The sequence below is a fragment of the Larkinella humicola genome, assembly GCF_008727875.1.
GTDB lineage: Bacteria > Bacteroidota > Bacteroidia > Cytophagales > Spirosomataceae > Larkinella > Larkinella humicola.
Window position 1 is genome coordinate 262,261 of the sequence record NZ_VTWS01000001.1, and the last position, 13,546, is coordinate 275,806.

Below are 13,546 nucleotides of genomic sequence, written 5' to 3' on the forward strand. Positions count from 1 at the left end.
CATGCAAACAATAGGTAAAGTATACGAAATTCAATGGGTTAAAAATCAATACCTTGTGCTGGTGGTACTGGTTGGGCTGCTCGGTGTGTCGGGTTGCGGCTCGGGCGGGGGTGGAGACGATACGGCCCAGGCCGAACAGCCGCTGACGTCGTCGTTAACCGAAGTCGCAGGGGATTCGGCCCAGACGGAACCGGTGATGGTTTCGCTGACGCAGGCGCAATACGACGTGGCCGCCATTCAACTCGGGCAGCCCGTATTGCGCCCCCTCAGCACCACCCTGAAAGTGAATGGAATGCTCGACGTACCGGCGCAGCAAGTGGTGTCCGTTTCCATCCCGTTTGGCGGCTACATCCGGCAAATCAGGCTCGAACCGGGCATGCGCGTTCAGAAAGGCCAGACGCTGGTGGTGCTTGAAAATCCGGAGTACATTCAGTTTCAGCAGGATTACCTCGACACCAAAGCCAAACTGGATTACGCCGATCTGGAGTTTGCCCGGCAGCAGGAATTGAGCCGCGACAACGTCAACGCCCTGAAGGTGTTTCAACAGGTCCGTTCCAACCGGCAGAGTTTGCAGGCGCAACTGGCGGGCATGGCGCAGCGGCTGGCTCTGTTGCGGATCGATCCGGCCAAACTCAGCCCCGGCCAATTGACGCGGCTGGTGGCGATTCCGTCGCCGGTGTCGGGTTTTGTTACCAGCGTTCCTGTCAACAACGGCCGGTTTGTGAATCCCGCCGACGTGGTGGTCGAGATCACGAACATCGATCACATGCACGTTCAGTTGAGTATTTTTGAGAAGGACCTTAGCCGGATTCATACCGGGCAAACCGTGCGGTTCGGCGTCGGGGGCGACTCGAAACCGATTCACCGGGGAACGATTTTTCTGATTGGCAAATCGCTCTCGGCCGACCGCACGGTGTCCGTATTAGCGCATCCTGACGCGTATGCCGACGGGTTTATCCCGGGCGGCTACGTGACGGCGGAGGTCGATGTCAAAACCCAGCCCCTGCCCGCTTTGCCCGAGTCGGCGGTGGTCAGTTTTGGGGGGCAGATGTTTATCTACGCGCTGGAGAAGAAGCAGGCGAATCCGGTTTCGTATGCCTTCCGACAGATCGGCGTGAAAACCGGAGTCCGGGAAAACGGCTATGTCGCCATTACCTTACCGCCGGGGGTCGATACACAGCAAACGCCCATCGTCGTCAACGGGGCCTACAGCCTGTTGTCTAAACTAAACAACAGCGAAGAAGAATGAGCGAATGTTGATCAAAGTGGGCGGCTCGTATTAAACCACTCCGTTCGCATTTCAGATCCATTCAATAAAAGATTGGGGAAATTTATTCAATAGATTCATTGATTAATTGAGCATTTTTTATCTTGCTCCTACTTATTTGCAGAAGTGAATGGAGAAAAAAGAGTTTAAAGCAAGGGTGTTCGGCGAATTGGCGGGGCTTGCGAAAGCATTGGCCCATCCGTTCCGCCTACAAATAATCGATCTACTGGCCCAGAGCAGTCGGACCGTTGAGGAAATTGCGACCCAACTGAGCCTCAGCATGGCCAATGCGTCACAGCATTTGCAAGTGCTGAAAGCTGTCAACCTGGTTCATGTCCTAAAAGAAGGCCATTATGCACACTATCATCTGGCCGACGACAAAGTCGTCGCGGTCTGGCAATCCCTGCGCGAACTGGGCATGGAGCGGCTGGCGGAAATTGAACGGACGCTGAACGATTTCCGGTCACAAAAGCACGTTTTTCAGGCGGTTACAATTGACGAGCTGCTGCTGAAAATGGAGCAGGACAACGTGGTGATTCTGGACGTCAGACCGGAAAAAGAATACCGGGCGGGCCACATTCCCCGCGCCCTGTCCATTCCGATCGACCAGCTTCTGGAACGCATTGTGGGTTTGCCTTCGGGTCGGGAGGTGGTGGTCTACTGCCGGGGACCTTTCTGTGTCTATGCAGATGAAGCGGTGGATTTGCTTCAAAACCAGGGTTTTGCTGCCAGTCGGCTTGAAGAGGGATTCCCCGACTGGAAAAGCCGTCAGCTCCCGTTTCACGCCCTTTCCGACTGACCTCCGGTTCATTCCATCGTAAAACAGGGACACCCACACTCCGGGCATTCGGGTTCATGACCGCTACGGCAATGTATATTTCGCGTGAAGAATACGATCGTCAGCCGCTCCTGATTCGCCAGGGAGCCATCGAACTTTGGGGGGTGCTGCTGGCCCATCGTGTTGACTGTTGCCGAACCCGGTATTTATACAGTTTCAATACGTTCTACGTGGAAATGTGCTATGATAATTTAAACGGAAAACTGACCTGTATCTGTTCCTTTTCGCGAATCGACCGGCTGGATCGGTATCTCAGTCAGATGGACTTTAATCAATTTGGTATTTCAATAGCGTAAATCATTTGAAAAATTCACTTACCAGTTGTGTTTTTATCGCTGACGACGATGAAGATGATCGTTTTCTGTTGCAATTCGCTTTTCAGGAATTGGGGTTTGACTCCGCATTAACATTTGCCAACGACGGACTGGATTTACTCCGCCTTTTGCTGGATTCAGAAGTGAGTCCCGCCCTGATTATTCTGGATATTAACATGCCCCGGCTCGACGGTTTTGAAACGCTTAAGGTGTTACGCAGCAAGAAGGCGTATCAGGCCACCCCGATTGTGATGCTCACCACCTCCGTTCAGGAGTCGGACCGGCAGCACGCCCGCGATCTGGGGGCTAGTGCCTACTTGATTAAACCGTCGACCATCGAAGAATTGAAAAAAACCGTTTTCCAACTGGTGTCCGACTGGAAGCTGGCACCCGATTGCTAAAAAAGCGTCTGTCCGGTACCAGACTGAAATCATAAACGACCTGAACACCCATGCGCAACACCCTCTGGTTTATTGTCCTGCTGATAACGAGCCTCCTGTGTTTTGCTGCCTATTGTATCTCGGTCGTAGATTGGGTACGGGACGTTCAAACCGGTGTCTACCAGCAAAACCGGATGGAGGGCGTTCTGGAGACAGGCGCTCAGATCCTGTACCTGTATTTAGCCGTTCGCTTTGTGCGGAGCCACGTAAACATGCTGTAAGGTCTGTGCTGTAGTGGTTTGTAGAATTAATGTTGTTATTCCGGCAAAATGGTGTTCAATCAGAATAATACTCTGAGTATTGTTGTTTTTTTGCTATTTAATTAGGAAAAGTACGGTGAATGTAAAATATTGGTGTGGTTAGGCTCCGGCTTATCCGGTGTTCAGGTTCTTCCAATATCGATTCAACTTTCCGTGCTTCCATGAAAAAAATAGCGCTGCTTTGTTGTGGCTTAATACCCTTTTTAACGGGCGAAAGCCAATCGCGGTTATCGTATAAACAAGCCGAAATTTTGTGGGATACCTGGGGTGTTCCGCATATTTATGCCAAAAACGACGAGAGCCTTTTCTACGCCTACGGCTGGGCGCAAACCCGGAATCACGGTGATTTACTGCTCCATCTGTACGGTCAGGCCCGCGGAAAAGGGGCTGAATACTGGGGCGAAAAATACGCCGAAGCCGACCGCTGGGTGATCACCAATGGCGTTTACGAACGGGCGGAAGGGTGGCTAAAAGTGCAAAAACCGGCTTTCCGAACCAAGCTGGAAGCGTTTGCCAAAGGCGTGAACGACTATTGTTCCCAGAATCCCGATCAGATTGACCCCGCAGCCAAAGCGGCTTTGCCCATCACCGCCGTTGACTTGCTGGCGCACATGCAGCGGATTACGCATTTTGTTTTTGTGGCTCCTTTTTCCCGGCTGAATGCCGCTCTGAGCCCGAAAGGGGCCGACAATGGATCGAATGCCTGGGCAGTAGCGCCCCAAAAATCAGCCAGCGGAAACACGCTACTGCTGACGAATCCACACCTTCCCTGGTCCGATTTTTACCTCTACATGGAAGTGCAACTGGTTTCGCCGAACATCAACGCCTACGGGATTGCCCGCATGGGCTTTCCGATGCTGACGATGGCCTTTAACGAGAATGCTGGTTATTCACAGACTGTCAACACGCATGACGGACAGGATTTTTACGAGCTGAAAACGGTCAAAGGCGGCTATGTGTTCGATGGAAAGGTGAAGCCCTTCACCAGCCGCGAACATACCCTGAAAATCAGGCAAACCGACGGACGTTTGAAAGAAGAAAAGATGGTGGTCCGGCACTCGGTGCATGGGCCGGTCGTGAGCGAGAAAGGCGGGAAAACCATCGCCATGCGCGTGGTCGGACTCGATCAGTCGGCGATGTTCGAGCAATACTGGGACATGGCCCGCGCTAAAAACGTCACGGAATTTCAGGCTGCTGTCAGCCGTTTGCAGGTTCCGATGTATACACTGATGTTTGCCGACAACGCAGGGAATATCTTTAACCTCTTCAACGGGCAGGTACCGGTGCGGTCGCAGGGTGACTGGAACTACTGGTCGGGCCTGGTTCGGGGGGACACGTCAGCAACCCTCTGGACCCAAACGCACCCCTACAAAGACCTGCCGAAAGTGCTCAATCCGCCGACGGGCTGGCTCCAGAACACGAACGAACCTCCCTGGACCGCCACCTGGCCGATGGTGAACAAAGCCGCCGACTTTCCGCCTTACATGGCTCCGGTGCCCAACATGTCGATGCGGACGCAACGCTCGATCAAGATGCTGATGGAGAATGACAAAATTACGCTGGATGAGTTTATTGCCAAAAAACTGTCGACCCGCATGGAACTGGCCGACCGCATTGCCGATGATCTTCTGCTGGCCGCCCAAAAGGAGGGAAGCCCCGAAGCGAAGGAAGCCGCCGAGGTGTTGGCAGCCTGGGACCATCAGACCGACACCGACAGCAAGGGCGCTTTTCTGTTTGACCGGTTTGTGCGGTTGTGGGCACCCGGTTTAACGGAGTTGGGAACGGCTTCCAAACGGTTCGCCAAACCCTGGGATCACAACGACCCGGTGAACACGCCCGACGGACTGGCTGATCCTGAAGCTGCTGTGAAATGGCTGGTGAAAGCCGCCCGGGAGGTCAAGCAGAAATACGGTAGACTGGACATACCGTGGGGCGAAGTGTTCCGGTTTCGGATCGGCGACGTTGATTTGCCGGGCAACGGAGGTCCCGAACCAATGGGCGTTTTTCGGTCCATGACGCTGAGCCCGGCGGGTGCCGATGGTAAATTCACCCCCGTGCATGGTGACACTTACGTAGCAGCCATCGAGTTTTCCAAACCGCTCAAAGCCCGGGTTTTGACCAGTTACGGCAATGCTTCCCAACCCGGTTCCAAACACCGCACAGACCAGTTGCCGCTGCTCTCCCAAAAGAAAATGCGCCCGGTTTGGTTCCTGCGGGAGGAAGCGGAAAAGAATTTGCGGGAAAAGACGGTTTTTAAATGAGATTTACCCCTTGATCCCCTCAAGGCAAATGTTGTTATGTTCTTGACGTGGAATCGGCTGAGTCGGCCGTTTTGCCACCCCAGCCCCCTAAAGGAGGAGTTTTTCCGCGCTCCAGGCTCCCCCTTTAGGGGGCTGTGTGCAAAAGCGGTTCAAAATGGATCAGCCATACCCTTTTGGCGATTGACGGGCGAAAAGGGAAAAAGCTCCGCCGATCGTCACAATACCGCCTGATGCCGACCGTAACGTTGAACGACCGACCGTACAATTGGCGGGATGGGAGAGTGGGAAATTTAGTTCATTCGTGACAGGTAACAACTGATACTTAGCGCACTACTGATCCGAAATGAATCCTGCAAAACTGACTGTAACGGACAAAACCACGATGCGGGCCAGCGTTTATACGGCCTACGGCCCTCCCGAAATTGTTCAAATCAAAGAAGTTGCCAGACCCGTCCCGAAGGCCAATGAAATCCTGATCAAAGTTCATGCGACCACCGTAAACCGCACCGATTGCGGGTTTCGGAGTGCAGAATACTTCATTGTTCGGTTCTTCAGCGGGTTGTTCCGCCCCAAACAGCCCATCTTGGGGAATGAATTTGCCGGGGAGGTCACCGAAGTTGGCAGGGCCGTCACGGCATTCAAACCGGGCGACCGGGTTTTCGGGTACAACGACAGCCAGTTTGGAGCCCATGCCCAATACATGGTGATGGCGGAGAATGATGCCGTTGCGCCCATGCCGCCAGCGATGACCTACGAAGAGGCTGCCCCGATCACCGAAGGCGGCCATTACGCACTTTGCGATATTCGGGCCGCCAAAATCCGGAAGGGGCAAGCCGTTCTGATCAATGGCGCAACGGGTGCCATTGGCTCGGCCGCGGTCCAATTGGTCAAAGTGCTGGGGGCATCCGTTACGGCGGTTTGTGACACAAAAAACGTTGCGCTCGTGAAATCCCTGGGAGCCGATGTGGTCATTGATTACACGAAAGAGGACTTTACTAAAATCAGTCAAACGTTTGACGTGGTGTTTGATGCAGTCGGCAAAAGTTCGTTCGGAAAGTGCAAACCGCTGCTCAAAACCGGAGGCATTTACCTATCGACCGAACTGGGATCTATGTCCCAAAATCCTTTCCTTGCCCTGATAACTCCCTTTGTAGGTAGTAAAAAAGTGTTGTTCCCGATTCCAACCATCAGCCAGGCCGACGTGCTTTATCTGAAAAAACGGGTCGAAACCGGTCAATATAAACCGGTGATCGACCGACATTATCCATTGGAGCAGATAGTCGATGCGTATCGGTATGTAGAAACCGGCCAGAAAGTTGGCAATGTGGTGATTCGGGTAAAACACGAGATTTAGGGCGAATGAAGCAGTATCAAGCTAAAATTGAAGAAAATACCACAAAAATTGCACAGGTAAACGAGTCTTTAAAGAAGCTTTCGACTTGGCGATTAGCGGCTTTTATCGGTTCAATGGTCTTGATTTTAGTACTGGCTAATGCCGGTTTGGGGCTGCTGATTTTGCTTGTTCTTCTTCTCTGTATGGTGGGTTTCGGACAGCTCATTCATCGCTATAATCAGACGGTATTTCAATTGCAGCATACAACTTTTTTAAAGGCAATCAATGAGCAGGAAGTGTTGAGACAGGAGAATACACTGGCCGGTTTTCCAACGGGTCAATCGTTTCTCAGTCGCGATCATGCGTATGCAACCGATGTTGATCTTTTCGGTCCGCACTCCGTTTTTCAATTGCTGAATCGAACCACCACCGAGTCGGGTCAGGTTCGGTTGGCCGAATGGCTGACTGTACCGGCTACAAAAGTGGTTATTTTAGAACGACAACAGGCCATAAAAGAATTGACGCCAAAACTCGACTGGAGGCAGGATTTTCAGGCTACAGGAATGCCTTTCCTCAACGCAAAAAGTGATTTCGCCAGTCTGCTGGCCTGGGTCGAAAAGCCGGTTCAACTTCTGCCCAACCAATCGAAATACCTCTTCGTCAGCCTTCTGCTGGCGGTTGTATCGACCTCGGCGGCTGTTGCTTTTTTGGTTCATCTGGTTCAGGTAAACTATTTTAGTCAGCCATTTTCAGTAGGCTATAGTCTGGCACTGATTTTACTGGTGTTCCTGAATTCCCGGATTCTAAAACGCGTTAAGCCGATTGCTGAAGAGATCATTGAAAGCCTTCAGCAAAACCATAAAATCCTGGGCAGCTACGAAGCCCTTATCTCGAAGATTGAAACTGAACCGTTTGGGACAAAGCCGCTCCAGCAGATAAAAGCTGTGTTTCGCCGGGACCATTATTCCGCCGTTCTGGAAATCAACCGCTTAAAAAAAACACTGACGGTGTTTCAACTACGTGGCACCCAAAATACCGTTGGCCGCAATTTGTTTTACTCCATTTTCAATCAGCTCTGGCTGCTGGATGTATATGGAATTCTGCTGACGGAAAAATGGAAACTCAAAAACCGGGCGTATCTGCGTTCATGGGCGGCTGCGGTGAGTGAATTCGAGGTTTTCTGTAGTTTGGCCGGTTTTGCTCATGCCAATCCCGGCTTCTCGTTCCCCGAAATTGTGGAGGAACCTTACTGCATCCATTTTGAACACCTTGGCCATCCGTTGATCAGCCCGGCACGAAGGGTTTGCAACGCCTTTGCGATGCAGGGGCGGGGTGAAATTGCCATGATAACCGGTTCTAACATGGCCGGTAAAAGTACGTTTCTCCGAACCGTGGGAGTCAATCTGGTGCTGGCTCTGATGGGTGCGCCTTGCTGTGCGACGACCGCGCGGGTGTCCGTCCTGCGCTTGTTCACGAGTATGCGCACGCAGGATAACCTGGAAGAAGGCGTTTCTTCCTTTTATGCTGAACTGAAACGAATCGAGCAACTGCTGAAACTGATTGAAAGCGGACAGGCTATTTTCTTTCTGCTTGATGAAATGTTCAAAGGGACGAATTCACAGGATCGGTATAAAGGGGGTGTTTCGCTGATCAAACAACTCAACGAACTCAACGCGTTTGGCCTGATTTCTACCCACGATCTGGAATTGGCTAACGTCGTCGGAAATCACATGGCAGTGGCTAATTACAGTTTTAACAGCGAAATAAAAGGGAGTGAAATTAATTTTAACTACCAGTTGACCCCGGGCCTTTGCACCGACTTTAACGCGAGCGAACTAATGAAACGAAGTGGGATTAAAATTCTTTCTTCGTTTGATAAAATGAAGGGTACTTAATTGAAGATTTTTAGATTAAGAAGAATTCTAAATGTAAAATGTTGAATTCTAAATGAAAAAGTGGCCAACAGCAGTGTACTTTTACATTTAGAATTCAACATTTTACATTTAGAATTTCTAGTATCCGTGTTCAACAAAAGCAGATCGATCAGTGCATCAACTGCTCCCGTTTCTCCCGGTTGGATGAGGCCGAACGGGTGAAAACCAGTTCCGTTTTTACCTCCGGTTTAGCGCTGTCAAGCATCCGGGCCAGGGTGGATTCCACCGTAGGCCGGTCATCGTCGAAATCGCCGTGATGAAGCGAGGTCGACCGCTTCTTCGCGTCTTTCGATTCGTTGTTGGGGGACTGAACCCAGTCGACATTTTTGGCTTTAAAGAGATCGGATAGGCTCTGATCAAAGTATTTTTTGTCGGTTTTGTCCAACACTTTCGTGATGAATTTTGCCATGCCGAGGATGGGTTCTCCTTCGCGGAAAAACGGGATTCGCCCCTGGGTTTCGAACGCGTTCGAGACCAGATACAGCAGCGATTTGTTATAGATCCGGGCGCAGTGGTCGTCCTGTTCGGCCTGGTCGGTCAGCGTATAGAGCGCAAAGCGGTTAATTTTTTTGGCTTTCAGAGCGGGTACGTAGGCTTCCTTGAACAGGTTGATTGTGCAGGCCGGTGCCCAGAGGGTGCAGGATTCGATCTTTAACCCAAATTCGTTTGTAAGTGCCTGAATAAACCGGGCGTGAAAAATACTACCGGCACTGTGTCCGACAATATGAATTTCCAGATCTGTCTGATTCGCTAGTTTGGCAATTTCCTGGAGAGCAATTCGCGCACCGCCGTTCGACTTCGTCGTGGCCAGAAAGGCGTTTTCCTTCATTTCGTCCCACTGCATTTTTCCCATCAGCATCCGCGCCACCGGTTCCAGGGCGTCGTCGAGCCGATCCAGCATGAAATCTTTGCTGGCGTCCAAAAAGCCTTCGGGCCGACGGCGTTTGAGGGCATCCTGCAAAATGTTGGTGGTCGTTGTCCAGAAATCGGTGTGCCAGATGAACGAAACCGGATATACTTCAGCATCCATCAGCGCGGCCCGGTAGTCGGCCAGACGCTGCACGGCAGATTCTTCTCCGACCAAACCGCCATGTGCGTATAGAAGTAACCGTTTCTTTTTCCAGTTCTGCGTTACCCGAAGAAAATCGTCCTGAAAAATCGTTCTCACTTCATCGGCAGAGGTTCCGAAGCTGCCGCCTTCGTTCAGTTTGCCGTCGTTGCCAATGCTGATGATGTGCGGACGCAGGTCGGCGAAGGCGTAGGCATTCGATTTGCCGGAAGAGGCCGAATTGCTAATGGCGATGGATTGGGGTTTGTACAACATCACGGGCGCACCCAAACGCGCAACCCAGACATCGGTGCCGTGGGTGAGCCAGTCGTCGTACGAAATCTGGGCAAAACCGCCCTTTCCCCAATCCGGTCCCCACGAATTCTGAATCCAAAAACCGTTTTGATCGTAGGCGACAATCGCAAAGGCGTGACCACCCAGGATTTTCTCCGGAAACGAAATCAAGCCGTCCGGACCGACTTTCTCCCAGCCCTCGTGAACGGTGGCCGTCGCATACAGAATGCCGACTTCGGCCATTGCCGTGTGCATCGACACCAGGTCTTTGTGATTCACTCGGTAGTAAGCTCCCAGTGGGCGGTTCAGGGCATCGGAGGTTCTTTGTTCCGTCAACCGCTCGTTTTGGGCCGCTGTCTGGTAAGGCCAGTGTTCGTCGGCGCAAATCCCGTGTTTGTGCCAGCCTTTCATGGCGCCCCGCGCACTCGATCCGCTGTATTCCTCACCGGGCCACTCGTCGTAGCGCCGGGCCATTTCGTAGAGCATCCGGGCACTGACCGGATTGGGATCGGCAACGACCTTCCGACGGCGCAGCAGATAATTGGCAACCGTAGCCAGCCCAAACCCCGTACAGGCGCCTTCCTGACCCTGGTCGAGAATGGGAACCTCCCAGGCCTGGTAGTCGTTGAGCGTGATCTTGATCGGCACTTCATACAGATTGGGAACATAGATTTTGTCGCGAAAATCCAGGGTGTCGGGCCGCGCGTTGTACGTGCGTTCGACGGCGTTGGTTGGGGCAGACATGAGGAGTTAAGAGTTAGGAGTTAAGAGTTAATGGGGATTCAGGGGGCTTTTCGGGCCTGGGCTTCCAGGATTAATTGTAACTGAGCTTTTGATTCAGTAACATGCTCATAACTGCCTTGCCCTAAGGTGGCTAACCTTTTCAGGTTGGCTGAATTAACCACATTTCGACTAAAGGTTAACACTGTAAGATTGATCTCTTTACGGGCTGATTGACCGACTAGTTCATAGACTGATTCGCTGATCGGGAATTCGCCATCGGTAGCCAGAATGATCCGGTTATTTCCCCAGGGAATGAAGTGCTTTTCGGCCAGTTTGTAGGCGGTTTTGATGCCGTCGTTGCCGTCGGTTTCGCCGGTCGACCGGAGCTGGTCGATGGCGTGGGCAATGTCGGCGGTTTTCGACCCGGAGGTGGGTGGCAACACCACTTTGGCTTTTCCAGAATACACCACAATCGAAACCTGGTCTTCGGGCCGCAGCAACGGCAGCAGTGATTTGATGGATTTTTTCAGCAACGGCATCTTGTACGGCGACTCCATCGAGGCCGAAACATCCAGCAACAGCACCATGTTGTTGGTCGCAAAACCGTCCAGTGTAGGAGCCGCTTCAGTGGGCGCGGGTGCGGGTGTCGGGAGGGACACCGGTGCCGGAAGGGTCGGAACGGGTGCCGCCGGTTCCCCTTTTTCAGCAACCGGCTCGACTCGCCTGGCTGTCACCGGTCGCCGGAACGCAAACAGGTTGGGTTCCATAATCGTTTTCAGAACGCCGGTTTTGGCCAGTTCGCTGAACTTGTTATACTGATAGACCAGTTCGTTGTTGTAAAAGTAATAGAACGACTCGTAGGGATGCGAACCCGTCGGTGAAGCCGGTTTGACCGTTCGGGCTTTTTCGGCAAAACGCCCGGTGTTTTCGGCCAGGTCCTCATAGGGCGAATAGGGACAGAGTCCGTTGCTGCGACCGTAGCGGGTCAATCCTTTCAGGTTTTTGTATTCATCGGTGATCAGCGCCCGGCGGTTTTCCTCCAGCTTTTCCGTCGCGGGAATCTGCGGGGTTTCGTCCCCGTAATACGACCGAATGCCAAACAAAACCGTCTTGTTGTCGTCGATGGCTTTGAGCAGCGCGTTGCCGGCGAGGAGCCACGAACTGGCCGGATTCGCCGGTTTGTAACTCTCGTGAATCCGCCGAACGTCGGCATACAACTGCTCTTTTTTTTGATCGAAAAGGTCGAACAAAACGGCGTAGCGGTCCAGAATGGCGTCGGAAAGTTTCAGGCCGTCCTGTTCATACTGTTTTTCCTGCGTGTAGGCAATTAGCTCAATGCTAAGCCCGTCCATTTCCTTTAACATGTTCATCAGCACCTCCGTCTGTGCATTAATCGCAGTCCGATACTCCGCCGGAATGGGTTTGCTGCCGTTCAGAAGAAGCTGGTAATCGGCCAGCGGTAGTTTGTATTCCGTGTGCGAATACGTCAACTGACCCCGTCGCCGGTTTGGATCGGGATAACGGTGGTATTCGGCCGACGACTGGTAGTTGCGCACCTGAACCTGGAGGTGATTCATCTGTCGCAGCGACTCGTTGATGAAGTCGATGTAGGCATTCAGGGCGTGGAAAGTGGCATCGGAAGCCGGAGCCGCCGACGGTTTGGTTTTGAACGGAACCCGCGGCAAATCCCGGAACGGTTCGGTGCGGGCGGTTTTCTGCGCTGCCATTCCCGCAGATTCCAGTACAAAAACCGGGCAGAATTTGGGATAATCCAGCAGGTGTTTAACCGAAACACTGTACTTGACAAACGACTGGTAATTCGACAACAGATCGTTGTTGTAGTGATTGATCAGGCTCAGATACACGCGGTTGCCGTGTTGCGCCGACTTTTTGGCTTCAAAGGTATAGGCATTGATAGCGTCCAGTTTCAGGCCCAGAATGGATTGCAAGGCACTCTTGAACGAACCGATCATGCTGGAAGCCGGGTAGGCGATGGCCGACTCGTTTTTGCCAAAACCGGCCAACACCTCGGCGTCGTGCAGCATGCTGTCGCGGAGGCTATCCGCTGGCCAGCCCGAAGGGGCTTCTTCGTTGAGGGAAAACGGCCAGGACGCCAGTGTTTGTTTTTCGCGAATCAGGATCTGAACCATTTCCCGCTCCAGTTTCAGGTACGGATCGCTGGCGTCATAGGGTTGATAAACGCGGTAAATCCGTTGAATCTGGCGAAAAAAAGCGTCCCGTTTGCGGCTGATCTGCCCGGCCTGTTTCTGAAGGTCGGCCAGTAACGCATCCGATTTTTTCAGACCGTCGCGCTGGTAATCGTTCAGCCGGACGTAGGTTTCCAGTGCTTTGCCCGACTGGTCGAACGCTTCGAGCAATTGCCAGAGGGCTTCCGCTTCCTCGTTGAGTTGCTGGCTTTCCTGCGCACTGAGGCCATTGTTGGTCGTTTCGAGGGCTTTTCGGTAGTAGTATTCTTCCAGCGGTCCCGACGATGGCAGCCGGATCAGCGTGCCTGACCGGGTGCGAAACTGCTTCGTGGCCGCATAATACGATTGCAGCACCTGGATTCGGTCAAAGACGACATCGACCGATTGATTCAGAAAGGCAACGTATTGATTGAGGGCCTGTTGGGGCGGTTTTTCTTCAGTATTGTACGCACTGTAGGCGCCAAGGGTCAGGAGGGCTAGAAAAAGAGACGTATTCATGGTGGGGTGGGATGGTAGCAGCTGGCAAAGTCTGTTGAAGCGTCCTGTTAGTGACGCTAATCAATTGGTCTGCAAGTTCTAACCTTTGATCGAGGTTACGATTACCGTTTACGAAAAACCCCAAACATC

10 protein-coding genes are annotated in these 13,546 nt (G+C 52.5%); 8 read left to right on the forward strand and 2 right to left on the reverse strand.

All coding sequences use genetic code 11. The features are described 5' to 3' along the window. Window position 1: 1 nt before the first annotated feature. The 8 genes from F0P93_RS01235 (at window position 2) to F0P93_RS01270 (ending at window position 8,608) form a co-directional block, all read left to right on the forward strand. Window positions 2-1,249 (forward strand): efflux RND transporter periplasmic adaptor subunit, encoded by a 1,248-nt coding sequence (locus F0P93_RS01235; protein WP_150874564.1) that lies wholly within the window; start codon window positions 2-4, stop codon window positions 1,247-1,249. 148 nt (window positions 1,250-1,397) lie between these two features. Then, on the forward strand, window positions 1,398-2,066 hold the full coding sequence (locus F0P93_RS01240) for an ArsR/SmtB family transcription factor (RefSeq protein WP_150874565.1): 669 nt from the start codon (window positions 1,398-1,400) through the stop codon (window positions 2,064-2,066). 56 nt (window positions 2,067-2,122) lie between these two features. Next, window positions 2,123-2,401, forward strand: a complete 279-nt coding sequence (locus tag F0P93_RS01245) for a hypothetical protein (protein ID WP_225309323.1) — start codon at window positions 2,123-2,125, stop codon at window positions 2,399-2,401. 5 nt (window positions 2,402-2,406) lie between these two features. Continuing rightward, window positions 2,407-2,820 carry a response regulator gene (locus F0P93_RS01250; protein ID WP_191908703.1) on the forward strand — a complete coding sequence of 138 codons (414 nt, stop codon included), beginning with the start codon at window positions 2,407-2,409 and terminating at the stop codon, window positions 2,818-2,820. A 50-nt stretch (window positions 2,821-2,870) separates the two neighbouring features. Further along, window positions 2,871-3,080, forward strand: a complete 210-nt coding sequence (locus F0P93_RS01255; protein WP_150874567.1) for a hypothetical protein — start codon at window positions 2,871-2,873, stop codon at window positions 3,078-3,080. Window positions 3,081-3,280: 200 nt separating this feature from the next. Further along, window positions 3,281-5,380, forward strand: coding sequence for an acylase (locus F0P93_RS01260; protein WP_150874568.1), 2,100 nt, complete (start codon window positions 3,281-3,283; stop codon window positions 5,378-5,380). 343 nt (window positions 5,381-5,723) lie between these two features. Further along, entirely contained in the window at window positions 5,724-6,734 is a 1,011-nt protein-coding gene (locus tag F0P93_RS01265) for an NAD(P)-dependent alcohol dehydrogenase (protein WP_225309324.1), read from the forward strand. Window positions 6,735-6,739: 5 nt separating this feature from the next. Further along, window positions 6,740-8,608, forward strand: coding sequence for a MutS-related protein (locus F0P93_RS01270; protein ID WP_150874569.1), 1,869 nt, complete (start codon window positions 6,740-6,742; stop codon window positions 8,606-8,608). 148 nt (window positions 8,609-8,756) lie between these two features. Here the strand turns inward: F0P93_RS01270 and F0P93_RS01275 are convergent, their stop codons facing one another. Further along, window positions 8,757-10,733, reverse strand: coding sequence for a C1 family peptidase (locus F0P93_RS01275; RefSeq protein WP_150874570.1), 1,977 nt, complete (start codon window positions 10,731-10,733; stop codon window positions 8,757-8,759). 38 nt (window positions 10,734-10,771) lie between these two features. Further along, window positions 10,772-13,417, reverse strand: a complete 2,646-nt coding sequence (locus F0P93_RS01280) for a vWA domain-containing protein (protein WP_150874571.1) — start codon at window positions 13,415-13,417, stop codon at window positions 10,772-10,774. Window positions 13,418-13,546 lie beyond the last annotated feature (129 nt).

What these genes read in the sequence shown, in the direction of transcription:
- F0P93_RS01235 (WP_150874564.1), top strand. Translation starts at nt 2, where the DNA reads ATGCAAACAATAGGTAAAGTATACGAAATTCAATGGGTTAAAAATCAA.
- F0P93_RS01240 (WP_150874565.1), top strand. Translation starts at nt 1,398, where the DNA reads ATGGAGAAAAAAGAGTTTAAAGCAAGGGTGTTCGGCGAATTGGCGGGG.
- F0P93_RS01245 (WP_225309323.1), top strand. Translation starts at nt 2,123, where the DNA reads ATGACCGCTACGGCAATGTATATTTCGCGTGAAGAATACGATCGTCAG.
- F0P93_RS01255 (WP_150874567.1), top strand. Translation starts at nt 2,871, where the DNA reads ATGCGCAACACCCTCTGGTTTATTGTCCTGCTGATAACGAGCCTCCTG.
- F0P93_RS01260 (WP_150874568.1), top strand. Translation starts at nt 3,281, where the DNA reads ATGAAAAAAATAGCGCTGCTTTGTTGTGGCTTAATACCCTTTTTAACG.
- F0P93_RS01265 (WP_225309324.1), top strand. Translation starts at nt 5,724, where the DNA reads ATGAATCCTGCAAAACTGACTGTAACGGACAAAACCACGATGCGGGCC.
- F0P93_RS01270 (WP_150874569.1), top strand. Translation starts at nt 6,740, where the DNA reads ATGAAGCAGTATCAAGCTAAAATTGAAGAAAATACCACAAAAATTGCA.
- F0P93_RS01275 (WP_150874570.1), bottom strand. Translation starts at nt 10,733, where the DNA reads ATGTCTGCCCCAACCAACGCCGTCGAACGCACGTACAACGCGCGGCCC.
- F0P93_RS01280 (WP_150874571.1), bottom strand. Translation starts at nt 13,417, where the DNA reads ATGAATACGTCTCTTTTTCTAGCCCTCCTGACCCTTGGCGCCTACAGT.